We start from the raw sequence: 25,193 nt of genomic DNA on the forward strand, positions 1-25,193 counted from the left end.
GCAAGGCTGCCGGGCGCGGCCGAACTAGACTGTCGGGGTGTCGGAAATCACCCCAGATCTCGTGCGCCATCTCGGCGTCCTCGCCCGGATCCAATTGAGCGACGAGGAGGTCGGGCGCCTCACCGGTCAGCTCGACGCGATCGTCGACAACATCGCGAAGGTGTCGGAGGTCGCGACGCCCGATGTCGTCGCGACGAGCCACCCGATCCCGCTGCAGAACGTCTTCCGTGACGACGAGCACAGCGAGGCGCTGTCTCTCGCCGAGGTCCTGCAGAACGCGCCGGATGCGGCCGAGGACCGCTTCCGCGTGACGGCGATCCTGGGGGAGGAGCAGTGAGCGACATCATCCGTCTCAGCGCGGCTGATCTCGCCGCCAAGCTCGCCGCCGGCGAGGTGTCCAGCGTCGAGGCGACCCAGGCGCACCTGGATCGCATCGCCGCCGTCGATGGCGATGTCCACGCGTTCCTGCACGTCAACGAGGGTGCGCTGACCGCGGCCGCGGACATCGACCGCCGCCGCGCGAGCGGCGAGGTCCTGGGTGAGCTGGCCGGTGTGCCGCTGGCCATCAAGGACGTCCTCGTCACCACCGACATGCCCTCCACGAGCGGATCCAAGATCCTCGAGGGCTACATGTCGCCCTACGATGCGACCGTCGTCGCGCGGGCTCGCGCTGCGGGCCTCGTGCCGCTGGGCAAGACCAACATGGACGAGTTCGCGATGGGCTCCTCGACGGAGCACTCCGCGTACGGCCCCACTCGCAATCCGTGGGACCTCGATCGGATCCCCGGAGGCTCCGGCGGTGGCTCGGCGGCCGCCGTCGCCGCCTTCGAAGCTCCGCTGGCGCTCGGCTCCGACACCGGCGGCTCCATCCGTCAGCCCGCGCACGTGACGGGCACGGTCGGCATGAAGCCGACCTACGGCGGTGTCAGCCGCTACGGCGCCATCGCGCTCGCATCGAGCCTGGACCAGGTGGGGCCTGTCACGCGGACGGTTCTCGACTCTGCGCTGCTGCACGACGTCATCGCCGGTCACGACCCTCACGACTCCACGTCGCTCACCGACGCCTGGCCGTCGTTCGCGGCCGCGGCGCGCGAAGGTTCCACCGGCGAGAGCCTCAAGGGACTCAAGGTCGGCGTCATCCGTGAACTCGACGACCGCGGCTTCCAGCAGGGCGTGTCGGACTCGTTCCGCGCGGCTCTCGCGGCGATGCAGGCACAGGGTGCGGAGATCGTCGAGGTCAGTGCTCCGCACTTCGAGTACGGTGTCGCGGCCTACTACCTCATCCTGCCCGCCGAGGCATCGAGCAATCTCGCGAAGTTCGACTCCGTCCGCTTCGGGATGCGGGTGAGCCCGCACGCCGCGGCCACGGTCGAGGACGTGATGGCCGCCACCCGGGAGGCCGGCTTCGGCGACGAGGTGAAGCGTCGCATCATCCTCGGCACGTATGCGCTCTCCGCGGGCTACTACGACGCCTATTACGGCAGTGCCCAGAAGGTGCGCACCCTCATCCAGCTCGACTTCGACGAGGCCTTCGCGAAGGTCGACGTCATCGCGACGCCGTCCGCGCCCACGACGGCGTTCCGCCTGGGCGAGAAGATCGACGACCCGTTGCAGATGTACCTCAACGACGTGACGACCATCCCCGCGAACCTGGCCGGCGTGCCGGGGATCTCCGTGCCGTCGGGCGTCGCGGCCGAGGACGGACTGCCGGTGGGCATCCAGTTCCTCGCCCCCGCGCGTGAGGATGCGCGTCTGTACCGCGTGGGAGCGGCGCTCGAAGCGCTGCTCGTCGATTCGTGGGGCGGGCCGCTGCTCGATCGCGCCCCTGTTCTGGGAGGGACCCGCTGATGGCCAAGGACAAGCTGATGGACTTCGATGCGGCCCTCGAGCTGTTCGAGCCCGTGCTGGGCTTCGAGGTCCACGTGGAGCTCAACACGCGCACGAAGATGTTCTCGGCGGCGCCGAACCCCGCGCACCCCGGCAACCATCAGGCCGCTCCGAACACGCTCGTCGCACCCGTGGACATGGGCCTGCCCGGAGCGCTGCCGGTCGTCAACGCCACCGCCATCCGGTCCTCGATCAGCCTGGGGCTCGCGCTCGGCTGCTCGATCGCCCCGTCCAGCCGCTTCGCGCGGAAGAACTACTTCTACCCGGACCTGGGCAAGAACTACCAGATCTCGCAGTACGACGAACCGATCGCGTTCGACGGTCAGGTCGAGATCGAGCTCGCCGACGGAACGCTCGTGACGGTTCCCATCGAGCGCGCCCACATGGAAGAGGACGCGGGTAAGTTGACCCACGTCGGTGGCTCCACCGGTCGCATCCAGGGCGCCGAGTACTCGCTCGTCGACTACAACCGCGCCGGTGTGCCCCTCGTGGAGATCGTCACGCGCCCCATCTTCGGCGCCGAGCACCGGGCCCCGGAGATCGCCAAGGCCTACGTCGCCGCCATCCGAGACATCGTCCTGTCCCTCGGCATCTCGGAAGCCCGCCTCGAGCGCGGCAACCTGCGCTGCGACGCGAACGTCTCGCTGCGTCCGCGCGGGGCGGAGAAGCTCGGCACGCGTACCGAGACGAAGAACGTGAACTCGATGCGCTCCGTCGAGCGCGCCGTGCGGTACGAGATCCAGCGCCAGGCGGCGATCCTCGCCGCCGGCGGCACAATCACGCAGGAGACGCGGCACTGGCACGAGGACACGGGGACGACGTCGCCGGGTCGTCCCAAATCGGATGCCGACGACTACCGGTACTTCCCGGAGCCCGACCTGCTGCCCGTGGTCCCCGCCCCGGAGCTGATCGAGCAGCTGCGCGCCGCGCTCCCCGAACCGCCCGCGGCCCGCCGACGCCGGTTGAAGACCGAATGGGGTTTCACCGACCTCGAGTTCCAGGACGTCGCCAACGGCGGACTCCTCGCCGAGGTCGAAGCCACGATCGCCGCGGGTGCGAGCCCGGCCGCCGCGCGCAAGTGGTGGACCGGAGAGATCACGCGTGTCGCGAACGCCCAGGAGCGGGAGGCGGCGGACCTCGTGACGCCGGCCGACGTCGCCGCCCTGCAGGCGCTCGTGGATGCGGGCACCCTCACCGACAAGCTCGCACGTCAGGTGCTCGAGGGCGTCATCGCCGGTGAGGGCTCGCCGCAGGAGGTCGTCGATGCCCGCGGGCTCGCGGTGGTCTCGGATGACGGCGCGCTCATCGCCGCGATCGATGACGCCCTCGCGGCCCAGCCCGACGTGCTGGCGAAGATCCGCGACGGCAAGGTCCAGGCCGCGGGCGCCGTCATCGGCGCCGTCATGAAGGCGATGAAGGGGCAAGCCGACGCGGCCCGCGTCCGTGAACTGGTGCTGGAGCGCGCCGCGCAGTGACCCTGCTCTCCCGCGGGCCGCGATGTCGGCGGTCCGCGGGAGAATGATCGTATGGGACGCGGCGACGGATCCGGGCGCATCGTGTCGCCGGCCGATGCCGACGACACCGGCGCGGGCATCCTGCACGTCGACATGGACGCGTTCTATGCCGCCGTCGCCGTGCTCGACGATCCATCGTTGGCGGGCAAGCCGCTGATCATCGGATCGCCCGAAGGTCGCAGCGTCGTCTCGAGCGCGTCGTACGAGGCCCGTCGTTACGGCGTGCGCTCCGCCATGCCGGTGTCACAGGCGATGCGTCTGTGTCCATCGGCGGTGATCGTGCCGCCGCGCTTCGACCGCTACACGACCCTCTCGGCGCAGGTCATGGACATCTTCCGCGAGTTCACTCCTCTGGTCGAGCCGCTGTCGATCGACGAAGCGTTTCTGGACGTGCGCGGTTCGCGCCGCCTCTGGGGCAGCCCCGGGACGATCGCGCGGCTGCTGCGTGCCCGGGTTCTCGAGCGCACCGGGCTCGTGTGCAGCGTGGGAGCAGCGGCGACGAAGCACGTCGCGAAGATGGCATCGACGCTCAGCAAGCCCGACGGGCTGCTGATCATCGCAGCCGCCGACACCGCCGCTTTCCTCGCGCCCCGACCGGTTCGTGCGATGTGGGGCGTGGGCCCCCGCTCCGCGGAAGTCCTCGAGGCCCGCGGCATCCGCACGATCGGCGACGTCCTGCAGACCCCGCGGCCGGTGCTCGAGAGAGCACTCGGTCCCGCCATGGGGGAGCGCGTCTGGCATCTGGCGCGCGGCGAGGATGCGCGTGAGGTCTCCGTCGAGCGGATCGACAAGAGCATCGGTCACGAGGAGACCTTCCACGACGACGTCGACGACGACACGGTGCTCCGAGCGGAAGTGCGCCGTCTCGCCGACCGGGTGGGCGCGAGACTTCGGGCGCACGATGTCGAGGCGGCGACGGTGGCCATCAAGGTGCGTTTCGCGGACTTCCGCACCCTGTCGCGGTCGGTGACCCTGCCCGAGCCCACCGCAGTGGGACAGCGGATCGGCGATGCTGCGCTGCGTCTGCTCGCGGGCATCGACAGGTCTCTTCCCGTGCGGCTCATCGGGGTGCGGGGCGAGAACCTGCGCTCGTCCGGCATGATGGCCACTCTCTGGGACGACGACGCCGAGTGGCGGCGCGTCGAAGAGGCTCTCGACGACGCTTCGAGCCGTTTCGGCCGCGGAGCGGTCACCCGCGCGGCCCTGCTGGGCGCGCCGCGTGCCGGCGGCTCCTTGCCTTCGCACCCCCGCCCACCCCGGTCCGAGTGAGTCAAGGCGTAGGTGTCGTGCGTTTCTGCCGTTAGCGTGGGGGCATGGCCAACTTCGTTCTCGATCTCGGTAAGCAGTCCGCATCCCTGGGCGTCACCTCCGTCTACGGCGAGCAGCAGGACGTCGACGGCGTGCGCTTCATCCCGGTCGCGCTCGCGTGGCACGGCTTCGGGGGAGGCTCCGACGACAGCGGCAACGAGGGCGGTGGGGGCGGCGGCTACACGGTTCCGTTGGGCGCGTACATCCGCAAGGGCGACGACCTGCGCTTCGAACCGAACCTGGTGTCGCTGCTCGCGGTGGCGATTCCGTTCGTCTTCGTCGCCGGTCGCGCGCTGAGCCGCGTGATCCGCGCCCTCAAGAAGTAACGTGGCGCAGGTCGGCGCATCGCTGGCCGACATCGCCGCATCCGTCGACGCATGCGGGCCGACGTGTCTCGTCGTCATCGACGGTCGGTCCGGAGCGGGCAAGACGACGCTCGCACGCGAGCTCGCGGCAGCGCGGCCCGCTTTCACCGTCCTGTCGCTCGACCAGCTCTATCCCGGATGGGACGGGCTGCGCAGTGGTGCGGATGCGGCGATCACCGGCGTGCTGGGGCCACTGGCGGAGGGTCGTGCCGGGCGGTGGCGGGGCTGGGACTGGGAGGCGGACGCGCCGGCTGCCTGGCACGAGGTCGCGCCCGGAACGCCGCTGATCATCGAGGGCGCGGGTGTCCTGACGCCGGCGGCGGCCGCTCTGGCGCCCGTGCGCGTCTGGGTCGAGGCGGACGACGCCGTGCGACGGGAGCGCGCACTGCGACGCGACGGTGCGACGTACGAGCCCCATTGGGACCGGTGGGCGGCCCAGGAGCGGCAGCACCTGCGCACGCACGACCCGCGGTCGCTCGCGACGCACCTGTTCCGCCTCTGAATCAGAGGTCGTCGGTAGCGCTGATCAGCAGCTCGAGCCGATAGCCGAGCCACTCGTACACGCCGAAGCGGGGATCGTCTGCCGGATGATCCTCCTCGTCGTCGATGCCCAGTCGCGCAGCCAGGACGAGCCGTACGGCATTGAGCGTCCGCATCCACGCCGCCACCTGGCGCGGCTCGAGCGAGATCTCCATCTGTGCGAGCGCCTCGTCGAAGGCGTCGTCGTCGGACGGGTCCAGCTCACCCGCGCTGGCGAGGTCGGCCAGGACGGTGCCGGCCTCCGCGCTTCGCCGGCGAAGGAGGTCAGCGCGGGTCGTGGCGTGGAACTGATCCGCCGACGCCGCGTCTTCGGGGTAGGCCGAGGGTGTCAGGCGTGCGATCGCCGGGTCGGATGCGGCATCCGCATCCGCCAGCAGATCGACGAACTGCCCGACGAGGCCTCGCAGGTGGACGGCCTCGACGCGCGTGAAGGACAGGGTGACGGTGTCGCTCATGCGCCGGGTGCCCGTCGGACCGTCGCCCAGAGCCCGTAGTCGTGCATGGCCTGCGCGTGCAGCTCCATCTGTTCCCGCATCCCCTCCGCGACGACGGCATGTCCGTCGTTGTGCACCGCCATCATGCGCCGGGTGGCCTCCTCCCGGGAGAAGCCGAAGTACTCGCGGAAGACGCGGACGACGTAGCTCATGAGGTTGACGGGGTCGTTCCAGACGACGGTCTGCCAATGCGGGTCGAGGGCCCCGGCCGCGCCGAGATCGACTCGTTCATCGAGGTCGGGGTTCGCGAGCGCGGCCATCATGCCCACCCCAGTTCGTGCAGACGGGCGTCATCGATGCCGTAGAAGTGCGCGATCTCGTGCACGAGTGTCGTGTGCACCTCATCACGGAGCTCCTGCTCGTCGGCACACGCGTTCAGGTGGGGCTCGCGATACACCACGATCCGATCGGGCAGCTCGCCGACGCCGTAGCGGTCGCGCTCGGTGAGCGCCCACCCGTCGTACAGTCCGAACAGTTCGCCCTGCTCGTCGTCCGAGCGGTCCTCGACCACGAACACGACATTGTCGAGCCCGTCGACCATGTCGTCGGGGAGACGGTCGAGCTCCTCGACGACGAGGCGTTCGAAGCTCTCGCGATCCATCTCAAGCATCAGGCGACCCTGCCTCGCAGCGGAGGGAAGAAGTGGGGTGGCTAACGGGGCTTGAACCCGCGACCCCCGCGACCACAACGCGGTGCTCTACCAACTGAGCTATAGCCACCATGTCTCCCGCTCGCGCGGGCAACCAAACGATTCTCTCACACCTCTGGGGCAAATGATGACACGACGTTCGCCGCGACCGACTTCGCGTCGTCGCTGGACGGACCGGGCTGTGAGACGAACACGGCTTCGCGGTAGTAGGCCAGCTCGCGGATGGATTCGCGGATGTCGGCGAGGGCCCGGTGGCCGCCGTTCTTGGCGGGTGCATTGAAGTACACCCGCGGATACCAGCGGCGCGAGAGCTCCTTGATGCTGGAGACGTCGACGTTGCGGTAGTGCAGCCACCGGTCGAGTCGCGGCATGTAGCGAGCGAGGAAGGCGCGGTCCGTGCCGATGGTGTTGCCCGCCAGCGGCGCCTTGCCTTCGATCGGCGCGAAGCGCTGCACGTACTCGAGCGCCTGGAACTCGGCCTCGGCGACGCTCACGCCGGAGGGGATCTCCTCGAGAAGCCCGGAGGATCGGTGCATCTCGGTGACGAAGTCGTTCATGTTCGCCAACGCGGAGGCGTCGGGGCGGATGACGATCTGGAAGCCCTCGTCGAGGATGTTCAGCTCGAAGTCCGTGATCACGATCGCGATCTCGACGAGCTCGTCGATCTGAGGATCGAGACCCGTCATCTCGCAGTCGATCCACACCAGCCGGTCGCCATCGGTCGTACTCACGTGCACATCCTCCTCGTGTGTTCCGACACGGACGAGTCGGAGACGGTGGTCCCCCCGGCAGGAATCGAACCTGCGACCAAGAGATTAGAAGGCTCCTGCTCTATCCGCTGAGCTACGGGGGGCCGCATCCTCCAGCGTAGCGCGATGGGCCTGGTGCCCGACCGCCGGACGGCGTAGCGTCGGGGCCATACGGACGAGGAGGTTCGGCATGAGTACGACCGAAGCGCTCTGGGTGGCCTACGGGAACGCCGGCGTGGTGGGCAGCATCCGCAAGGATGCCGGGGGATACGTCGTCACGATGAGCGGGGCGGACGCCCATCTCGGAAGCTATCCCAGCATGGAGATCGCGAAGGGCGCGCTGCGCGCGCACCTCAAGCCCGGCTCGGCGCGGCCGGAGTTCCGTCAGCACTGATCGGCACGCCGGCGGCGCGTGGACGGCGCGCCAGCAGCGGCAGGGCGCGGTGCACGAGCGGTCCGATAAGCAGCGCGAAGGCGACGGTCCCGAGTCCGACGGAGCCGCCGAGCAGCCAGCCCGCGCCGAGGACCGTCAGTTCGATGGCGGCGCGCGCGATCCAGATGGGGATGCCGAGGCGGGTGTGGAGTCCTGTCATCAGACCGTCGCGCGGGCCGGGTCCGAGCCCGGCACTGATGTAGAGGCCGGTGGCGAACGCCACCAGGACGATGCCGGCGAGAAGCACCAGGATCTGCGCGAGGATGCCGTCGGCGTCCGGTACGAGATCCAGCACCACCTGCATGCTCGTTCCGAGAAGGAGGATGTTGGCCAGGGTTCCGACGCCGGGCCGCTGGCGTAGCGGAATCCACGCGAGCATGACGGCCAGCCCCAGCAGATTGACGATCCAGCCGATTCCCCAGCCGGTGTGCAGAGCGATGCCCTGGGCGAGGACCGTCCAGGGGTCCACGCCGAGTCCCGCGCGAACGATGAGCGCTTCGCCGGCGCCGTAGATCGCCAAGCCGACGCCGAGTCGGATCAGTCGTGTGGTCATGTCGTCTAGGACACCGCACAATTGGATACTGTCAAAGGTGCCAATCTCGATATACTGGCTTGCATGGACTCCCGGGTGAGCGCGAGGGCACTGACGACGCGATTGGGTGGATGGCGCACGAGCGAGCCCGCATACGAGGCCCTCGCCGACGGGATCCGCCTTCTCTGTCTCGACAACCGGCTCCCCGCCGGCACCGCGCTCCCTGCGGAGCGGGAACTCGCGGCCGTGCTCGGCGTGAGCCGCACGACGGTCGCGGCCGCCTACCGGAGCCTTCGCGACAGCGGTCACATCCGCAGCCTCAGAGGCTCGGGCAGCGTCACGCAGGGAGCGCCGCAGCGCGCCGCCACGAGAACCGTCTCCGACCCTCGCGCCGTCGATCTCCAGCAGGCGAGCCCCGCGGCCTGGCCCGGCCTGGCGGGTGTGTTCGCCGAGGCCGCCACACAGGCGCCCGCATTGCTGGCACGCCCCGGCTACGACGTGGTCGGGCGCGAAGAGCTGCGCGCCGCGCTGGCCGATCGGTACACGCGACGCGGCATTGCGACCACATCGGCCCAGATCCTCATCACGAGCGGGGCGCAGAGCGCCCTCCACCTCTTGGCCACCGTGCTCGTGCGCCGCGGTGACCGGGCGCTCATCGAGAGCCCGACGTATCCGCACGCGGCCGAAGCGCTCCGTGCGGCCGGCGCTCGGCTGGTGAGCGTTCCTGTGACCCCTGATGAGGGGTGGGATCTGGATCGCGCCGAGCAGGTGTTCGCTCGCGTGCGCCCCAGCCTCGCGTACCTGATGCCGGACTTTCAGAATCCGACGGGGCGCTCGATGAGCGTGAACGAGCGCGAGTTGTTCGTGACGATGGCCGAGCGGGTGGGGACGACGCTCATCATCGACGAGACCACCGCCGATCTCGACATCGACCGCGCGATCGACCCGCCTCCGTTCGGGGCGGGTGGTCAGGACGATCAGATCGTGCGTGTCGGTTCGTTCGGGAAGACGGTCTGGGGCGGTCTGCGCGTCGGGTGGGTGCGCGCCCCGGAGCAGCTCATCCGTCGGCTCATCGCGGCCCGCTTCCCGATCGAACTCGGAACCCCGGACTGGGAGCAGCACGTCGCGACGCTTCTCCTCCCGCATCTTCCGCAGGTCATCGCGCAGCGCGCGCATCTTCTGCGGACGGGACGTGATGCCGTCCGCGCGGCATTGGCGGAGCAATTGCCCGAGTGGAACGTTCCTGCGGTCGACGGCGGGGTGGCGCTGTGGGTGGAGCTCGACCGCCCGTTCAGCAGCGCACTCGTGCTCGCGGCGCGCGCCGAGGGCGTGCTCTTGTCCGCCGGGCCCCGGTTCGGGGTGGACGGGGGATTCGAGAAGCATCTGCGCATCCCGTTCACCGCGGCCGCGCCCGACCTCGAGCGCGCCGTCGATGGGATCGCTCGTGCGTGGCGGCGGACCATCGGGGGAGCGACGCCTCTCAGAGAGGGGGCGCTGGATGCGGTGGTGTGAGGTTCAGCCGCGGCGGAGCACCGCGACGGCGTCATCACGTCGCCAGAACTCGCCGACGTCGATGAAGGCCCGCGAGGACCACCGGTAGCGACGGGCGCGGTAGCGCATCCCGTCGGGGCGCGCGAGCGCATCGATCACGCCGATCACCCCGCCTGCGGCGTCGAGCACGCGCCATCGATCCAGTCCGAGGGCGACCAGAGCCGGAGCGGTCGCGGTGTGCGTTCCTGCGTTCATCCGTGTTCCTCTCGTCGTATCGACGGTATCGACGGCCACCGACACCGCATCCTCCCTCCTCCCCAGCGGGAGACGAACGGCGCGTTTGCCGCATCCGCGTCCGCGGGGCGTTACGGGATCTGATCGGACCGGCACAGTTGTCTTCGCTGCGGCGCCCGTCGGGCACCCGGGCGCCGCAGCGTCGCCCCACGTGCCCGGCTGAGAGGAGACACACCATGAAGGAACGCATCACGATCGTCGGGAATGTGGCGGCGACGCCCGAACTGCGGCGGATGCCCTCGGGCGACGCGGTCGTCAGCTTCCGCGTCGGCGTGACCGAACGTCGCCAGGACAAGCAGACCTCGCAGTGGGTCGACGGGAACACCAGCTGGTATCGCGTGAGCGCCTACCGCGGACTGGCCGAGAACATCCACCGCTCGATCGGATCGGGCGAGCGGGTCGTCGTGAGCGGTCGTTTCTCACTGCAGGAGTGGGAGACCGACACGAAGAAGGGCGTCTCGGCGGAGATCGAGGCGGAGGCCGTGGGCCATGACCTGCGGTGGGGCACGACTGTCTACACGCGCACCGCCGCGCGGTCGGGGGAGGCCGCCGGGCACGACGTCATCCCCCTCACGGGTCCGGTCGACGAAGACGGATGGGCGGCGCCCGGTGCGGTGAGCGAGGAGGTGAGCGTCGGGTCCACTCCGTTCTGATGCCTAAACTGGCCCCGTGACCCCGCCCCGCGCCGTCCGACTGTCCGCCCTCGTCCTCGTGGCTGCGGCCGGCGCCGTGATGCTCGCGGCGTGCACGCCATCGCCTGAGCCGAGCCCGACCGTGTCGGTCTCGACTCCCACCGCCACGACCCCGGCTCCGAGCGCGGCACCGACTCTCGTCCCGGAGGGGTCGGCCGAAGACAACCTGCCGCTGTTCACGAGCGTGGTCGATGGGGTGTGGGCCGGCCCCGACCAGGTTTCGGGGCGCGCCTACATCGACGCTCTCACGGCGGCCGGCTTCGACAAGGCCGCGATGCAGGTCACCCCTGATCAGTCGACGGTGAACAATCCTGCAGAGAGCATCCAGTTCTCGGTGCGCTGGGGCGACGAGTGCCTGATCGGCCAGGTGGGTCCCGCCACACGCGAGGCCGTGACGGTCGTGGAGCCGGGCCTCTCCGACGGCACGTGTCTGATCGGTCGCACCCGCGCCATCGACTGGTAGACCGGCGGCAGGCCGGGTGAGCGCCGTCTAGACTGGAGCGGATATGGCCGAATACATCTACTCCATGGTCCGTGCCCGCAAAGCGGTCGGCGAGAAGCTCATCCTCGACGACGTCACGATGGCGTTCCTCCCCGGTGCGAAGATCGGCATGGTGGGTCCGAACGGCGCCGGCAAGTCGACGATCCTCAAGATCATGGCGGGTCTCGACCAGCCCTCGAACGGCGAGGCCAAGCTGAGCCCGGGCTACAGCGTCGGCATCCTGATGCAGGAGCCCGAGCTCGACGAGACGAAGACCGTGCTGGAGAACATCCAGGACGGTGTCGCGATCAAGGCCAAGCTCGATCGCTTCAACGAGATCTCCGGTCTGATGGCCGATCCCGACGCCGACTTCGACGCGCTGCTGGCCGAGATGGGTGTGCTGCAGGAAGAGATCGACGCGGCCGACGGCTGGGACCTCGACTCGCAGCTCGAGCAGGCGATGGATGCGCTGCGCACCCCGCCCGGCGATGCCGCGATCGGCCCGCTCTCCGGTGGTGAGCGCCGTCGCGTCGCGCTGGCGAAGCTCCTGCTGCAGAAGCCCGACCTTCTCCTGCTCGACGAGCCCACGAACCACCTCGACGCCGAGAGCGTGCTCTGGCTCGAGCAGCACCTGCAGTCCTACAAGGGTGCCGTCATCGCGATCACCCACGATCGGTACTTCCTCGACAATGTCGCGGAGTGGATCGCCGAGGTCGATCGCGGTCGTCTGATCGGCTACGAGGGCAACTACTCGACGTACCTCGAGAAGAAGGCCGAGCGGCTCGATGTCCAGGGCAAGAAGGACGCGAAGCTCGCCAAGCGCCTCAAGGACGAACTCGAATGGGTCCGTTCGAGTGCGAAGGGCCGCCAGACCAAGTCGAAGGCGCGTCTCGCGCGGTATGAGGAGATGGCGGCGGAGGCCGAGCGCACGCGGAAGCTGGACTTCGAGGAGATCCAGATCCCTGCCGGTCCCCGCCTCGGAAACGTGGTCATCGAGGCGAAGAAGCTCCACAAGGGCTTCGGCGACCGCGTCCTCATCGACGGACTCAGCTTCAGCCTGCCGCCGAACGGCATCGTCGGCGTCATCGGCCCGAACGGCGTCGGCAAGACCACGCTGTTCAAGACGATCGTCGGGCTCGAGTCGCTGGACGGCGGCGATCTGAAGGTCGGCGAGACGGTCAAGATCAGCTACGTCGACCAGTCTCGCGCGAACATCGATCCCAACAAGACGCTGTGGGAGGTCGTCTCCGACGGACTCGACATCATCACGGTCGGCAAGACCGAGATCCCGTCGCGCGCCTACGTCTCGAAGTTCGGGTTCAAGGGACCGGACCAGCAGAAGAAGGCCGGCGTCCTCTCGGGTGGTGAGCGCAACCGTCTGAATCTCGCGCTGACGCTCAAGGAGGGCGGCAACCTGCTGCTGCTCGACGAGCCGACCAACGACCTCGACGTCGAGACGCTGAGCTCGCTCGAGAACGCGCTGCTGGAATTCCCCGGCTGTGCCGTGGTCATCACGCACGACCGGTGGTTCCTCGACCGCATCGCGACCCACATCCTCGCCTACGAGGGCACGGACGACAATCCCGCCCAGTGGTACTGGTTCGAGGGCAACTTCGAGGCGTACGAGCAGAACAAGATCGAGCGCCTCGGTCCGGATGCGGCCAACCCGCACCGTTCGACGCACCGCAAGCTGACACGCGACTGATGCCGGATGCGGATCGCCCCTCACGGGCGGTCCGCATCCTGCATTCGAGCAGTGGGAGAGACCATGACCGAGGGCGATCGCCGGCTTCACGTGCCCATCCACCTGCGATGGGGAGACCTCGACGCGTTCAACCACGTCAACAACACCTCGATGCTGAAGCTTCTCGAGGAGGCGCGCGTGCGTGCCTTCTGGGCAGCGGATGACACCGAGCCGCAGTATCCGACCGCGGTCGTGCCGGCCGGGGCCGCGGCCGGTGTGCTCACCCTCATCGCCCGCCAGGAGATCGAGTACCTGCATCCCGTGCCGTACCAGCGCGCGCCGCTCGATGTCCAATTGTGGTTCGGGAGCCTCGGTGGATCCAGCATGGAGGTCTGCTACGAGGTCTTCAGCCCGCTGACGGGCGAGCAGCCTCAGACGCTCTACGCCCGCTCATCCGCCGTCGTGGTCACGGTCGATGCCGCCACGGGGCGGCCCATGCGGCTCACCGAACGGATGCGCGAGGCCTGGGAACCGTACCTGGGCGCGCCGATCGCCTACGCCCGACGGCGCTGAGCGTCGCGCCCGCCGCCGCGGATCTCCTCCGCGGGCGGGCGCCCCTCCCTTCGCGAGACTGCATCTCTCGAACGAGATCACTGTCATTACCCGTGATCTCGTGGCGAGAATGCAGTCTCGCGGTGGAGACGGCGGTCGAACGGCGCTAGGAGTCCTCGGTCGGCGCGGGAACACGCACCATGATCTCCTGCGCGACGCTGGCCACGAGCTCACCGGCGCGCGTGTAGATGCGGCCGGTTGCGAGCCCGCGCCCGCCGCGCGCACTGGGGGAGTCCTGCGTGTACAGGAGCCAGTCGTCGACGGCGGCGGGGCGGTGCCACCACATCGCGTGATCGAGACTCGCCACATTGAGTCGCGGCGTGCGCCACGTGAGACCGTGCGCGCGCAGGATCGACTCCTGGATGGTCATGTCCGACAGATAGGCCAGCATCGCGCGATGCAGCAGGGGGTCGGCGGGCAGAGTCCGGCGCAGCCGCATCCAGACGCTCTGGTGCGGTTGCGGGGTCACCGCTTCGCCCTCGAACAACGTTCCGGGGACGTGGCGGACCTCGACCGGCAGCTCGCTGATGCTGCGCATCGACAGGGGATGCAGCTGGTCCGACTCCTGCGGCACGAGCGCCTCCGGCTCCGGCACATCCGGCATCGGTTCGGCGTGGTCGAGGCCGGCGTCGTCGGTCTGGAACGAGGCGATCATCGAGAAGATCGGCACGCCCTCCTGGTACGCCTGGGTGCGGCGGGCCGAGAAGGAGCGGCCGTCGCGCAGCCGGTCCACCGAGAACGTCAGCCCCCGGGAAGAGTCGCCGGCGCGCAGGAAGTACCCGTGCATGGAGTGGATCGGGCGGTCTTCGGCGACCGTGCGTGACGCGGCGACCACCGACTGGCCGAGCACCTGCCCGCCGTAGATGCGCCCGAGGGGCATGGCGTGCGAGTCGCCCGTGAAGATGTCCTCGGTCGTGCGGGCAGCGCTCGACGCGATCGAGAGGACTTCGATGAGGGAGCCGACCGGGTCGCTCGCGTGCTCCGTGCGTCCGCCGGTGGGTTCATCGCTGGTCGTCATTGGTTCTCCTCGGCTCGCCGCATGCCGGCGTTGCTAGTTTAGGTGGGGTGTCCGCTCGTCTTCTGTTCCCCGACCCTGAGGCCGCGGCGGATGCTCTGACGTTCGCCGGACGGGCCGGAGCGCTCGACCGCGATGCGGCCGTCCACTTCCGCGCCGCCGCGGGCGTGCTGACCATGACGACCGCGGTGCTGGCATCGCGCGGTCTGCTCGACGCGACGCCCACGGTGCTGGCCATGCGCGTGCTGCCCGTGGATCCGGAGCTGGAGTGCGACCTCTCCGTGCCCGCGTCGCAGCTCGCGGCCGCGTCGGAGACGGCGATCGCGCTGGGCGACACGTCGGTCCGCCCGCCTTGGGCCGGCGTCACCCCGCCGCGCAGCGGATGGGAGCCGTCGGGCCGGATCGCATCGGACCTCCTGGCGGCGCGCGCGCAGTGGGGGATGGCGGCCGTCGCCGATGCGCTGCCGAACGACCCCGGCGAGGAGATCGTGCGCTCGGCGAGGCTCCGGGTGTGGGCGGAGCCGGATGAGGCACTGGGCTCCCAGTTGCGCGCCGTCGCCTTCGGTGCCGTGGCGATGGGCTTCGTGCTCGGAGAGGAGCACGGCCGCGTGTTCTCCGCCCCGGGGTGGACGCGCCTGTCACTCGCGCGGGGTCACATCCTCGTGCGTGTACCGATGCGTTCGGGGATGACTGCGGTACGCGCGACGGGATCCTGAAGGCTCAGACGGCGCGCGCGGCGGCCCGTCCGGCGGCGCGGCCGGAGAAGAGACAGCCGCCGAGGAACGTCCCCTCCAGAGCGCGATAGCCATGCACGCCGCCGCCCCCGAAGCCCGCCGCCTCGCCCGCGGCGTAGAGTCCCGGGATCGCCTCACCCCGTGCATCGAGCGCCCTCGAATCGAGGTCGGTCAGGATGCCGCCGAGAGACTTGCGTGTCAGTACGTGGAGCTTGACCGCGATCAGGCCGCCGCCACTCCCGTCGAGGATCCGGTGTGGTCGGGCCGTGCGCACGAGCCGATCGCCACGGAAGGCGCGCGCGGAGCGCAGCATGGCCACCTGCGCATCCTTCGTGAACGGATTGTCCATCTCGCGGTCGCGGGCCTCGATCTCTCGCCGGGCCCGCTCGGGGTCGAGAGCGTCGCCGCCGGGCAGGTCGCGCATGCCCGCGAGCAGGTCCTCGAGTCGGTCGGCGCGCACGAAATCGGCTCCGTTCTCCAGGAACGCCCGCACCGGACCCGATGCGCCCCTCCCGAGCCGCGAGCGCACGAGCAGTGAGACGTCCTTGCCGGTCAGATCCGGGTTCTGCTCGCTTCCGGAGAGCGTGAACTCCTTCTCGACGATGCGCTCGGACAGGACGAACCACGAATGGTCATGGCCGGTGGCGCGCAGATGAGCCAGGGTTCCGAGGGTGTCGAAGCCGGGGAACAGCGGGACCGGCAGCCGCTTGCCGGTCGCATCCAGCCAGATGGAGGAGGGGCCCGGAAGGATGCGGATGCCGTGCTGCGGCCAGATCGGATCCCAGTTCTGCAGCCCCTCGACGTAGTGCCACATCCGGTCGCTTCCGATGAGCGTGGCGCCCGCCCGCTCCGCCACCGACAGCATCGCGCCGTCGACGTAGGCCGGAACACCGGCGACCATCGTCGCCGGTGGCGTACCCAGCCGCTCCGGCCAGCGCTCGCGGACCAGCGCATGGTTGCCGCCGATGCCACCGGTCGTGACGATGGTCGCGCCGGCCTCGATCGAGAAGTCACCGACGACATCGTGCGGAGTCGGTCTGCCACGTTCGGTGGCGGCGGGGATGAGGACCTCGCCGCGGGCGCCCGTGACGGCTCCATCGGTCGTCTCGAGCGCCGTGACGCGGTGGCGGCTGAGGATGCGCAGGCGTCCGGCTGCCTCGGCCTCCTCGACCTCCGCGGCGAAGGGAGCGACCAGGCCGGGACCGGTGCCCCAGGTGATGTGGAATCGGGGCACGGAGTTGCCGGGACCGGTCGCCGTGTAACCGCCGCGTTCCGCCCATCCCACCACGGGGAAGAACGACACCGCGCGCTGGCGGAGCCAGGAGCGCTTCTCCCCGTGCGCGAAGTCGAGGTACGCCCGGGCCCATCGCGCGGGCCATTCGTCCTCGTCGCGGTCGAAGGCGGCCGTGGCGAACCAGTCCTGCTCGGCGAGTTCCGGGGAGTCTCTGATGCCCATGCGCCGCTGCTCGGGGGAGTCGATCAGGAACAGGCCGCCGAACGACCACCACGCCTGACCGCCGAGGTCGACCCGCGGCTGCTGGTCGACGATCGTCACCGTCCGCCCGGAGCGCAGGGCTTCGCAGGCCGCGACGAGTCCCGCCAGACCCCATCCCACGACGAGAACATCGGTGCGGTGGGATGCGGTCACGGTCACTCCTTCGTGGTCGCCGCAGGATCGACCGGGAAGGGGGAGCGTGCCCCCGCCGCAGGTCCGATGCCTGCGGGCTCGAACGTGTTCACCATGGCATAGGCTGCGCGCTGTAGGTAGTCCCACAGGGTCGCCTCGAGGATCGGTGGCAGCTCGCACGCATCGACCGCGCGCCGCATGTGCGAGAGCCACCGGTCGCGAGCATCCGGATCGACATGGAACGCCGCGTGGCGCATGCGCAGTCGCGGATGACCCCGCTGCTCGCTGTAGGTGGTGGGCCCGCCCCAGTACTGCTCGAGGAAGGTCTGCATGCGGATCTTGGCGGGGCCGAGGTCTGCCTCCGGGTACATGGGCCGCAGAACCTCGTCGTCGGCGATGCCCTCGTAGAACGCATCCACGAGCTTGGTGAAGAAGGCGTGTCCGCCGACCTGATCGTAGAAGCTGACGGGCTGCTCGCTCATGCGGACTCCTCGGGCGGGGTGCGGGGCTTCCGGGGCTTTCGCGGCGCGGCGGACGGCGCGTTCTCGGTCGGGGGTGCTCCGTCTCCCGCGGGTGCGCCCGCCTCATCCGGCGGCGTCGGTTCCGCGGCGGCGCGCGCGGCGCGCCCCGTCCGCTTGGGTCGCCACACCGGACGTTCGTCGGCCGTGACGGGGATCGGCTTGGTGCGGGGAGGGTTAGCGCCGCGCACGCGACCCGCCGCCTCGAGTCCGCTCAGCATGATCGAGTTCAGCAGCGGCAGCTGGATGCCCATGGCGTCCATCGCACGCTTGAGGCGCACGCGGAGCTCCCTCGCGACGTCGTCCTTGGCGTTCGAGCGGGTCTTCATGACGAGCCGGATCACCAGCGCGTCCCCGGAGATCGACTCCAACCCCCAGATCTCGGGCTGTTCGATGATCCTGGTGCGCCACTTGGGATCCTTGGCGAGTTGCTTGGCCGCGTCGAGCATCGCCTTCTCGACCGCATCCAGGTCGGCGTCGACGGGGACGGAGAGGTCGATGATGACCCGCGACCACCCCTGCGACATGTTGCCGATGCGGGTGATCTCCCCGTTGCGCACGTACCAGAGCGTCCCGTTGACGTCGCGCACATGCGTGACGCGCACGCTCACGTACTCCACGACACCGGTGGCGAGTCCGAGGTCGACGACATCGCCGATCCCGACCTGGTCCTCGGCGACGATGAAGATGCCGTTGAGCACGTCCTTGACGATGTTCTGCGCGCCGAAGCCGAGCCCCGCGCCGATCGCCGCGGTCAGCAGTGCGAAGGAGCCGAGGATGTTCTGATCGATCGTGTTGACGATCAGGATGATGCCGATGATCACGATCGTCACGTTGACGATGTTCTGCAGGATCGAACCGAGGGTGCGGGTGCGCTGGACCAGCCGCACCGCGGCGAGCGGCGAGCGATCGAGCGCTTGGGTGTCGGTGACCTGGGCCTTGCTCTTCGCCCCCGACACGATGCGCTCCACCACCCGATGGATGACCCCGCGGAGGATCCAGGAGACGACGATGGCGCCGATGATGATGGCCAGGACGCCGAGCGCCTTGAAGCCGGCCGTGCTGAAGAACGACCCGATGCGCGGCCAGAAGTCCGGGTCGTTCGGATCGATGACGAGGGTGTGGGTCACCTTCTCGATGCTACCGATCGCCGCTCTCTCCGAGCTGGATGCCGTCGCCGTCGACGAGCCCCGCCCGATGGGCGATCACCACCGCCTGCACGCGGTCTCGCGCGCCGAGCTTGGCGAGGATGCGGCCGACGTGCGTCTTCACGGTGGACTCGCCCAGGAACAGGGCCGCAGCGATCTCGGCGTTCGTCGCACCCTGCGCCATGGCGAGGAACACCTCGCGCTCCCTCTCGGTCAGCGCCTCGGTCGGGTCGGGTGCGGCGGAGCGCACGGGCGGCGTGCCCAGCAGTTCGATCATCCGGCGCGTGACGCGCGGCGAGAGCGTCGCGTCGCCCCGGTGCACCGCATGGATCGCTGAGATGAGTTCGTGCCGTTGCGCATCCTTCAGGAGGAACCCGCTCGCGCCCGCGCGGAGGGCGGCGAACGCGTACTCGTCGAGATCGAAGGTGGTGAGCACGAGCACGCGAGCGTCGGGGTGAGCGGCGACGATGCGCTCCGTCGCGGTGATGCCGTCGACGCCCGGCATCCGCACGTCCATGAGCACGACGTGGGGCTGGAGCGCCCCGACGGCCGCGACGGCGGACTCCCCGTCGGCGGCTTCGCCGACGACCTGCAGGTCGTCCTCGGCGTCCAGCACCATCCGGAAGCCGAGGCGGATGAGCTCCTGGTCGTCGACGAGCAGGATGCGGACGGGGGCGTTCATCGGGTGGTCTCCTCTGTCGGCAGCCAGACGTCGAGGGTCCAGGTGCCGTTGCCGCGTCGGGTGCGAAGGGTGCCGCCGGCGTGTGCGACACGTTCGGTGAGTCCGCGGAGCCCAAAACCCGCGTTCTCGTCGTCACGCTCCGCGGTGACGCCGTTGTTCATGATCCTGATGCGCACCGCATCCGGATCTTCGCGGATCTCGACGACGGCCTCCGTGGCGCGCGGCGCGTGCCGCATGGCATTCGTCATCCCCTCCTGCACCACGCGCCCGATCGCGAGCTCCGTGGTCGGCGCATACGTGCTCGTGCGACCGGACGTGCGCAGCACGACCGGATAGCCGGCACCCTGTGCGGTGGCGACGACCTCTCGCGGCGAGGGGGCGGAGAGGGGCGCGAGCGGCGCACTGCCGGTGTCATCCGTGCGCAACACCCCCAGCATCGCCCGCATCTCGGTCAGGGCGCTGCGCGCCGTGTCCGCGGCGGTGCGGGCCGCCGAGCGGGCGCGCTCGGAATCGTTCGTGGCGGCGGCGCCCTCCGACAACGCCACGATGACCGTGAGCGAGTGCGACACGATGTCGTGCATCTCACGCGCGATGCGTGTGCGTTCGGCTGCTGTGGCGAGCTGTGCCTGCTGATCCCGCTCTATCGTCAGCTGGCGGGAGCGCTCGATGAGAGCTTCGACGTAGCGCTTGCGCCCGCCCACGTTCGCACCGATGAGTGCTCCGATCAGGAGCATGACCATGGTGGCGACCGTCGTGCCGATCGCGATCGACCAGCTCTCGCCGAGCACGACGCGCACCAGGCCGGAGACCACGAGGGCGCCACCGAGGATGCCGGCGCTGGCCCAGGCGGCGCGACTGGAGCGGTACACGGACAGCGAGTAGACGGCGATCGCGAGGGCGACCCCGCTGGGCAGCATCGGATACGGGGCGAACGGGTAGGGGAGTGCGGCGACCAGGAAGACGGTGATCGGAAAGCGCCGCCGCCAGAGCAGTGCGATCGCGGTGCTCGCCGGGACCGCGATCGAGACGATCATCCCGAAGGGGGCCCAGGCGGGATCCAGGGGAGCGGCGGCGACCAGGCCCGGGCCGGAGAGGACGAAGGCGAAGAAGGCGACGAGGGAGTCGGCGAAACGCGGATGCCGCGACCAGTACCGGCGAATGGCGCCGGGCGGGCGCGGCAGCAGCAGGCCGTCGTCGGGGGGAGTTGCCTCCGCCCCGGCGACGGCCCGACCGCGCTTGCTCATCCGTTCGACTCTACGCGTCGCGGCTCTTCAGGACGGCGCTCGCGCCGATGAGGCCGACGACGACCCAGGCGACCAGCGTGAGGCCCGCGGCCCACGGCTCGAGCTGGTTGCTGCCGCCCGTTCCCATGAGCGCCTGACCGGCGTTCGAGGGCAGGAAACGTGCGGCGTCCTGGATCCACTCCCAGCCGGGCAGTGCGGCGAAGAAGGCGGGAACGATGGGCAACACGAAGACGAGCCCCACACCGAGCGCGATCGCGCCGGGTCCGTTGCGGAGGATGTAGCCCGTCGCGACCCCGATGATCGCGATGACGGCCATGGTGAGGGCACCGGCGAGCAGCGGGAGCAGGGAGACCTCAGGGTTGGAGAAGTCGAGTCCGAGATCCTTGCGCGCCATGATCGGAGCGGTCGCCGCAGCGGCGATGGCGAAGATGATGACGCTGGACACGAACACGAATCCGGCGACCACGACCGTCTTCGCCAGCAGCGAACCGAGCCGTCCGGGCGCCGCCGTGAGAGTGGAGCGCATCATGCCGGTCGAATACTCCCCGGTCACCTGGATCGCGCCGAGGATCACCGCGAGCAGCATCGTGAAGGTCGTGGGGGCCAGGATCACCATGGTGGCCATGGACCCGCCGTCATCCTGGGGCCCGCCGTCGAAACTCGTGATCGCCCATGCCATGAGGAGGGAGAAACCGATCGAGAGCACGGCGACGATCGCGATTGACCACCACGGGGAGCGCAGCGTCAGGAGCTTGAGCGTCTCGCTGCGAACGAGACGCGGGAAGGAGAGTCGGTACGAACCGTCCGTCGCGGTGGCGCGACGCGCGGGGGCGGGGGTGGTGGTGGCGCTCATGCGATGTCCTTGCTCTTGTACTCGACGGATTCGCCGGTGAGGGCGAGGTAGGCGTCTTCGAGCGAGCCGCTCTGCGGGCTCAGCTCGTGAAGGGGGATGCCGGCGGCCGCTGCAGCGTCGCCGACGGTTTCGGGCAGCGCGCCGACGACGTCGGCGGTTCCGGGCTCGGTCTGGGTGATCTCGATGCCCGCGCCGGAGATGAGGGGGATGAGTTCCGCGAGACGCGGGCTGCGCAGGCGGATGCGGGTGCTCGTCCATTCCGATACCAGTTTCGACACGGGTGCGTCCGCGAGGACGCGACCCTTGCCCAGCACGATGATGTGGTCGGCGGTGATCGCCATCTCGCTCATGAGGTGGCTGGAGAGCAGAACGGTGCGTCCTTCGCTCGCGTAGTGGCGCACGAACTGTCGGACCCAGCGCACGCCCTCGGGGTCGAGGCCGTTGACCGGCTCGTCGAGGATCAGCGTCTGCGGGTCGCCCAGCAACGCCGCCGCGATGCCGAGGCGCTGGCCCATACCGAGTGAGAACCCGCCGGCGCGCTTCTTGGCGACCGACTCGAGGCCCGTCAGGGCGATGACCTCGTCCACGCGGGTGGTCGGGATTCCGTGCGTCGCCGCGAGCGCGCGCAGATGGTTGCGTGCCGAGCGGCCGGTGTGCACGGCCTTGGCGTCGAGGAGCACGCCGACGCGGGTGAGGGGCGAGCGCATCTTGCGGTAGTCCTCGCCGTCGACGGTCACGGTGCCGTGCGTCGGTCGGTCGAGTCCCACGATCATGCGCATGGTGGTGGACTTGCCGGCGCCGTTGGGACCGAGGAAGCCGGTGACCTTGCCGGGTTGGACGGTGAAGCTGACATCGGAGACGGCGTGCTTGTCCCCGAACTGCTTGGTGAGGTTCTCTGCGACGATCATGGCTCCACGCTACGAGGGGGCGTCTCGCCGCCGCGTCCCCCTGTGGTACCGATCTCGGCCGATGCGCCTCGTCCCATGGGCGGAGACGGCAGAACGCCCCGTCGGCGCGGGGCCGACGGGGCGTTCTGAGATCAGCCGATCAGGCGTCCGCTTCCTGGACGGACAGCGCGCGCTCGACGCCGGCGAGGTTCTCGGCGACCAGACGGCGCAGTGCTGCCGGTGCTTCGCGGTTCTCGACGAGCCAGGTGCGCGTCGCATCGCGCAGCGCGACATCGGCGAGAGGCGCCGGGTACAGGCCCACGATGAGGTAGTTCGCGATCTGGTAGCTGCGCGATTCCCAGACCGGCAGCAGCATGTCGAAGTAGGTGGACACGAACGGCGCCAGCAGTTCGCGACCGGCCGGGTGGGTGAAGCCCGCGGCGGCCGAGCGCACGACGGTGTTGGGAAGGTCGTCCGAACCGACCAGCGCGTCCCAGGCGGTCTGCTTGGCCTCTGCCGTGGGCAGCGCCGCCTTCGCCTGGGCGGCGAACTCTCCGCCCTTGGCCGTGTTGTCGGCCGCGAGGGCGGAGTCGATGTCGGCCGTGGTGACCAGTCCGCCCGCTGCGAGCGAGACGAGCAGCGCCCACGACAGGTCGGCGTCGATCTCGAGACCGTCGAGGACGAGCTCGCCGTCGCGGAGCCTCTGCACGCGTGCGAAGTGTTCGGGGGTCGCCGCGGCCGAGGCGAAGGCGGTCACGAACTGGAGCTGGCTGTCGCTTCCCGCGGCGGCGCCCTGCGCGAGGGCCCAGAGGCCGTCGGCGACGGCGTTACGCGTGGCATCGCGCTTGGCGGGGTCGACGTAGGAGTTCGCGGTCAGCTGCAGCTGCGCGAGCGTCGTGCGCACGGTCGTGGACTCGGTCTCGCTGGCGATGTTGCCGAGGACGAGCTGCACGTACTCGGAGGCGGACGCCTCCGCATCTCGAGTCTGATCCCAGGCCGCGCCCCACACGAGGGAGCGGGCGAGCGGGTCGCTGATCTTCGAGAGGTGGGCGACGGCGGTGGCCAAGGACCGGTCATCGAGTCGGATCTTGGCGTACGCCAGGTCGTCGTCGTTGAGCAGGATGAGGTCGGGGCGGCGGTGGCCGACGAGCTCCGCGACGTCGGTGCGGTCGCCGTCGACATCCAGCTCGATGTGGTGCACGCGCACGAGCGCGTCGCCCTGTAGGTCGTAGAAGCCGATGCCGAGACGGTGCGGACGGATCGTGGGGTAGTCCGCCGGAGCCGTCTGGATGATGGAGAACTTGCTGATCGTGCCGTCCGCGGACTCGTCCACGGCGGGAGTGAGCGTGTTGACCCCGGCCGTCTCCAGCCACTTCTTGGACCAACCGGACAGGTCCCGGCCGCTGGTGGCCTCGAGCTCCGTCAGCAGATCGGGCAGCTCGGTGTTGCTCCACGCGTGCTTCTGGAAGTAGGCGGACACGCCGGCGAAGAACGCCTCGACGCCGACCCACGCGGCGAGCTGCTTCAGGACGGAGCCGCCCTTGGCGTAGGTGATGCCGTCGAAGTTGACCTGGACGTCCTCCAGGTCGTTGATCTCCGCGACGACGGGGTGCGTCGAGGGCAGCTGGTCCTGGCGATAGGCCCAGGACTTCTCCATCGCGTTGAACGTCGTCCATGCCTCGGTCCACTCGGTGGCCTCCGCGGTGGCGATGGTCGATGCCCACTCGGCGAACGACTCGTTCAGCCAGAGGTCGTTCCACCACTTCATGGTGACGAGGTCGCCGAACCACATGTGGGCCAGCTCGTGGAGGATCGTGACGACACGACGCTCCTTGACGGCATCCGTCACCTTGCTGCGGAAGACGTAGGTCTCCGTGAAGGTGACCGCGCCCGCGTTCTCCATGGCGCCCGCGTTGAACTCGGGGACGAAGAGCTGGTCGTACTTCGCGAACGGATAGGCGACGCCGAACTTCTCCTCGAAGTACGCGAAGCCCTGCCGGGTCTTCTCGAACACGTAGTCGGCGTCGAGGTACTGCCAGAGGCTCTTGCGTGCGAAGACGCCCAGGGGGATGACGCGGCCGGACGAGCTGGTCAGCTCGGAGCGCGTGACCTCGTAGGGGCCCGCGATGAGCGCGGTGATGTACGACGAGATACGGGGCGTGGGCTCGAACGTCCACGTCGCGACGCCGTCACCCGCGGGCGCAGGCGCCGGGGTGGGGGAGTTGGAGACGACCTGCCACGAAGCGGGAGCGGTGATCGTGAACTGGAACGTCGCCTTCAGATCGGGCTGCTCGAACACGGCGAACACGCGCCGCGAGTCGGGCACCTCGAACTGCGAGTAGAGGTACACCTCGCCGTCGACCGGGTCGACGAAGCGATGCAGGCCCTCGCCGCTGTTGGTGTACCGCGCGTCTGCGTCGACGGTCAGCACGTTCTGTGCGGCCAGATTCTCGAGCTGGATGCGGGAGTCTGCGAAGGCAGCGGTGTCAATGTCGACGCCGTTGAGGGTGATCCGGTGCACGCGCTCGGCGATGAGGTCGACGAAGGTCGAAGCGCCCTCGGTGGCGGCGAATCGGATGGTGCTGGTCGAGCGGAACAGCTCCGCTCCCGTGGTCAGATCCAGCGCGATCTCGTACGACTCGGTGTCGACGACCGCGCGGCGCTCCTGCGCCTCGATCCGGGTGAGGTTCTCTCCAGGCACTGCGTTTGCTCCCATGGGGTGAGGGTGTGAAAGGCGCGGCATCGCTGCTGGCGACGCGG

At 69.6% G+C, this 25,193-nt stretch carries 28 protein-coding genes and 2 tRNA genes; 13 read left to right on the forward strand and 17 right to left on the reverse strand.

Annotation, left to right across the window (positions count from 1 at the left end):
• The first annotated feature begins 37 nt into the window (after nt 1-37).
• The 6 genes from gatC to QE374_RS00800 are packed head-to-tail and all read left to right on the forward strand — an operon-like array spanning nt 38 to nt 5,576.
• On the forward strand, nt 38-337 hold the full coding sequence (gene gatC / locus QE374_RS00775; RefSeq protein WP_137417120.1) for an Asp-tRNA(Asn)/Glu-tRNA(Gln) amidotransferase subunit GatC: 300 nt from the start codon (nt 38-40) through the stop codon (nt 335-337).
• Nucleotides 334-1,848 (forward strand): Asp-tRNA(Asn)/Glu-tRNA(Gln) amidotransferase subunit GatA, encoded by a 1,515-nt coding sequence (gatA, locus tag QE374_RS00780; RefSeq protein WP_309731341.1) that lies wholly within the window; start codon nt 334-336, stop codon nt 1,846-1,848. The genes gatC and gatA overlap by 4 nt, the downstream gene beginning before the upstream one ends.
• Nucleotides 1,848-3,362 (forward strand): Asp-tRNA(Asn)/Glu-tRNA(Gln) amidotransferase subunit GatB, encoded by a 1,515-nt coding sequence (gatB, locus tag QE374_RS00785; protein ID WP_309731343.1) that lies wholly within the window; start codon nt 1,848-1,850, stop codon nt 3,360-3,362. The genes gatA and gatB overlap by 1 nt, the downstream gene beginning before the upstream one ends.
• Before the next feature lie 51 nt (nt 3,363-3,413).
• Entirely contained in the window at nt 3,414-4,670 is a 1,257-nt protein-coding gene (gene dinB / locus QE374_RS00790) for a DNA polymerase IV (protein ID WP_309731345.1), read from the forward strand.
• Between the two features lie 44 nt (nt 4,671-4,714).
• A complete protein-coding gene (locus QE374_RS00795; protein ID WP_309731347.1) occupies nt 4,715-5,035 on the forward strand; it encodes a hypothetical protein in 321 nt (106 codons plus the stop codon).
• Between the two features lies 1 nt (nt 5,036).
• Nucleotides 5,037-5,576: a hypothetical protein gene (locus QE374_RS00800; protein ID WP_309731348.1), complete on the forward strand. Its 540-nt coding sequence runs from the start codon at nt 5,037-5,039 to the stop codon at nt 5,574-5,576.
• Nucleotide 5,577: 1 nt separating this feature from the next.
• Here QE374_RS00800 and QE374_RS00805 read toward each other — a convergent pair whose 3' ends face one another.
• From QE374_RS00805 to QE374_RS00830, 6 genes are all read right to left on the reverse strand, one after another.
• Nucleotides 5,578-6,069 carry a DUF2017 family protein gene (locus QE374_RS00805; RefSeq protein ID WP_309731350.1) on the reverse strand — a complete coding sequence of 164 codons (492 nt, stop codon included), beginning with the start codon at nt 6,067-6,069 and terminating at the stop codon, nt 5,578-5,580.
• Nucleotides 6,066-6,377: an ATP-dependent Clp protease adapter ClpS gene (gene clpS / locus QE374_RS00810; protein ID WP_309731352.1), complete on the reverse strand. Its 312-nt coding sequence runs from the start codon at nt 6,375-6,377 to the stop codon at nt 6,066-6,068. The genes QE374_RS00805 and clpS overlap by 4 nt, the downstream gene beginning before the upstream one ends.
• Nucleotides 6,368-6,718, reverse strand: coding sequence for a metallopeptidase family protein (locus tag QE374_RS00815; RefSeq protein WP_309731354.1), 351 nt, complete (start codon nt 6,716-6,718; stop codon nt 6,368-6,370). The genes clpS and QE374_RS00815 overlap by 10 nt, the downstream gene beginning before the upstream one ends.
• 33 nt (nt 6,719-6,751) lie before the next feature.
• Nucleotides 6,752-6,827, reverse strand: a tRNA-His gene (locus tag QE374_RS00820).
• A gap of 37 nt (nt 6,828-6,864) precedes the next feature.
• On the reverse strand, nt 6,865-7,488 hold the full coding sequence (orn, locus tag QE374_RS00825) for an oligoribonuclease (protein WP_309731356.1): 624 nt from the start codon (nt 7,486-7,488) through the stop codon (nt 6,865-6,867).
• Nucleotides 7,489-7,534: 46 nt separating this feature from the next.
• A tRNA-Arg gene (locus tag QE374_RS00830) sits at nt 7,535-7,610 on the reverse strand.
• Nucleotides 7,611-7,696: 86 nt separating this feature from the next.
• Between QE374_RS00830 and QE374_RS00835 the strand changes: the two genes are divergently transcribed.
• Nucleotides 7,697-7,900 (forward strand): methyltransferase, encoded by a 204-nt coding sequence (locus QE374_RS00835; RefSeq protein WP_309731357.1) that lies wholly within the window; start codon nt 7,697-7,699, stop codon nt 7,898-7,900.
• Here QE374_RS00835 and QE374_RS00840 read toward each other — a convergent pair.
• Entirely contained in the window at nt 7,860-8,492 is a 633-nt protein-coding gene (locus tag QE374_RS00840) for a hypothetical protein (protein ID WP_309731358.1), read from the reverse strand. The genes QE374_RS00835 and QE374_RS00840 overlap by 41 nt on opposite strands.
• 63 nt (nt 8,493-8,555) lie before the next feature.
• On the opposite strand from QE374_RS00840, the gene QE374_RS00845 reads away from it, so the two are divergent.
• Complete coding sequence (locus QE374_RS00845; protein WP_309731360.1) at nt 8,556-9,983, forward strand: PLP-dependent aminotransferase family protein; 1,428 nt, start codon at nt 8,556-8,558, stop codon at nt 9,981-9,983.
• A gap of 3 nt (nt 9,984-9,986) precedes the next feature.
• Here QE374_RS00845 and QE374_RS00850 read toward each other — a convergent pair whose 3' ends face one another.
• On the reverse strand, nt 9,987-10,217 hold the full coding sequence (locus tag QE374_RS00850; protein WP_309731362.1) for a hypothetical protein: 231 nt from the start codon (nt 10,215-10,217) through the stop codon (nt 9,987-9,989).
• Between the two features lie 215 nt (nt 10,218-10,432).
• On the opposite strand from QE374_RS00850, the gene ssb reads away from it, so the two are divergent.
• From ssb to QE374_RS00870, 4 genes are all read left to right on the forward strand, one after another.
• On the forward strand, nt 10,433-10,909 hold the full coding sequence (ssb, locus tag QE374_RS00855; protein WP_309731364.1) for a single-stranded DNA-binding protein: 477 nt from the start codon (nt 10,433-10,435) through the stop codon (nt 10,907-10,909).
• Nucleotides 10,910-10,925: 16 nt separating this feature from the next.
• Entirely contained in the window at nt 10,926-11,411 is a 486-nt protein-coding gene (locus QE374_RS00860; RefSeq protein ID WP_309731366.1) for a DUF6993 domain-containing protein, read from the forward strand.
• Nucleotides 11,412-11,454: 43 nt separating this feature from the next.
• Nucleotides 11,455-13,134: an energy-dependent translational throttle protein EttA gene (gene ettA / locus QE374_RS00865; protein ID WP_309731368.1), complete on the forward strand. Its 1,680-nt coding sequence runs from the start codon at nt 11,455-11,457 to the stop codon at nt 13,132-13,134.
• Between the two features lie 63 nt (nt 13,135-13,197).
• Complete coding sequence (locus QE374_RS00870; protein ID WP_309731370.1) at nt 13,198-13,686, forward strand: thioesterase family protein; 489 nt, start codon at nt 13,198-13,200, stop codon at nt 13,684-13,686.
• Between the two features lie 145 nt (nt 13,687-13,831).
• Here QE374_RS00870 and QE374_RS00875 read toward each other — a convergent pair whose 3' ends face one another.
• Complete coding sequence (locus QE374_RS00875) at nt 13,832-14,743, reverse strand: acyl-CoA thioesterase II (protein ID WP_309731372.1); 912 nt, start codon at nt 14,741-14,743, stop codon at nt 13,832-13,834.
• A gap of 47 nt (nt 14,744-14,790) precedes the next feature.
• Here QE374_RS00875 and QE374_RS00880 point away from each other — a divergent pair, with 47 nt between their 5' ends.
• Nucleotides 14,791-15,456: a hypothetical protein gene (locus QE374_RS00880; protein ID WP_309731374.1), complete on the forward strand. Its 666-nt coding sequence runs from the start codon at nt 14,791-14,793 to the stop codon at nt 15,454-15,456.
• 4 nt (nt 15,457-15,460) lie between these two features.
• Here QE374_RS00880 and QE374_RS00885 read toward each other — a convergent pair whose 3' ends face one another.
• The 8 genes from QE374_RS00885 to pepN form a co-directional block, all read right to left on the reverse strand.
• The gene (locus QE374_RS00885; RefSeq protein ID WP_309731376.1) at nt 15,461-17,122 is read right to left on the reverse strand and encodes an FAD-binding dehydrogenase; all 1,662 of its coding nucleotides are present in this window, start codon (nt 17,120-17,122) and stop codon (nt 15,461-15,463) included.
• 2 nt (nt 17,123-17,124) lie between these two features.
• Nucleotides 17,125-17,583, reverse strand: a complete 459-nt coding sequence (locus tag QE374_RS00890; RefSeq protein ID WP_309731378.1) for a globin — start codon at nt 17,581-17,583, stop codon at nt 17,125-17,127.
• Nucleotides 17,580-18,749: a mechanosensitive ion channel family protein gene (locus QE374_RS00895; RefSeq protein ID WP_396653303.1), complete on the reverse strand. Its 1,170-nt coding sequence runs from the start codon at nt 18,747-18,749 to the stop codon at nt 17,580-17,582. The genes QE374_RS00890 and QE374_RS00895 overlap by 4 nt, the downstream gene beginning before the upstream one ends.
• 10 nt (nt 18,750-18,759) lie before the next feature.
• Nucleotides 18,760-19,449: a response regulator transcription factor gene (locus QE374_RS00900; protein WP_309731379.1), complete on the reverse strand. Its 690-nt coding sequence runs from the start codon at nt 19,447-19,449 to the stop codon at nt 18,760-18,762.
• On the reverse strand, nt 19,446-20,693 hold the full coding sequence (locus tag QE374_RS00905; RefSeq protein ID WP_309731381.1) for a histidine kinase: 1,248 nt from the start codon (nt 20,691-20,693) through the stop codon (nt 19,446-19,448). Before QE374_RS00905 ends, QE374_RS00900 begins: the two co-directional genes overlap by 4 nt.
• Before the next feature lie 10 nt (nt 20,694-20,703).
• A complete protein-coding gene (locus QE374_RS00910; RefSeq protein WP_309731383.1) occupies nt 20,704-21,546 on the reverse strand; it encodes an ABC transporter permease in 843 nt (280 codons plus the stop codon).
• Nucleotides 21,543-22,454 carry an ABC transporter ATP-binding protein gene (locus QE374_RS00915; RefSeq protein WP_309731385.1) on the reverse strand — a complete coding sequence of 304 codons (912 nt, stop codon included), beginning with the start codon at nt 22,452-22,454 and terminating at the stop codon, nt 21,543-21,545. The genes QE374_RS00910 and QE374_RS00915 overlap by 4 nt, the downstream gene beginning before the upstream one ends.
• Nucleotides 22,455-22,593: 139 nt before the next feature.
• Nucleotides 22,594-25,134, reverse strand: coding sequence for an aminopeptidase N (gene pepN / locus QE374_RS00920; protein ID WP_309736554.1), 2,541 nt, complete (start codon nt 25,132-25,134; stop codon nt 22,594-22,596).
• Between the last annotated feature and the right edge of the window lie 59 nt (nt 25,135-25,193).

The sequence above is a fragment of the Microbacterium sp. SORGH_AS_0428 genome, from assembly GCF_031453615.1.
Classification (GTDB): Bacteria; Actinomycetota; Actinomycetes; order Actinomycetales; family Microbacteriaceae; genus Microbacterium.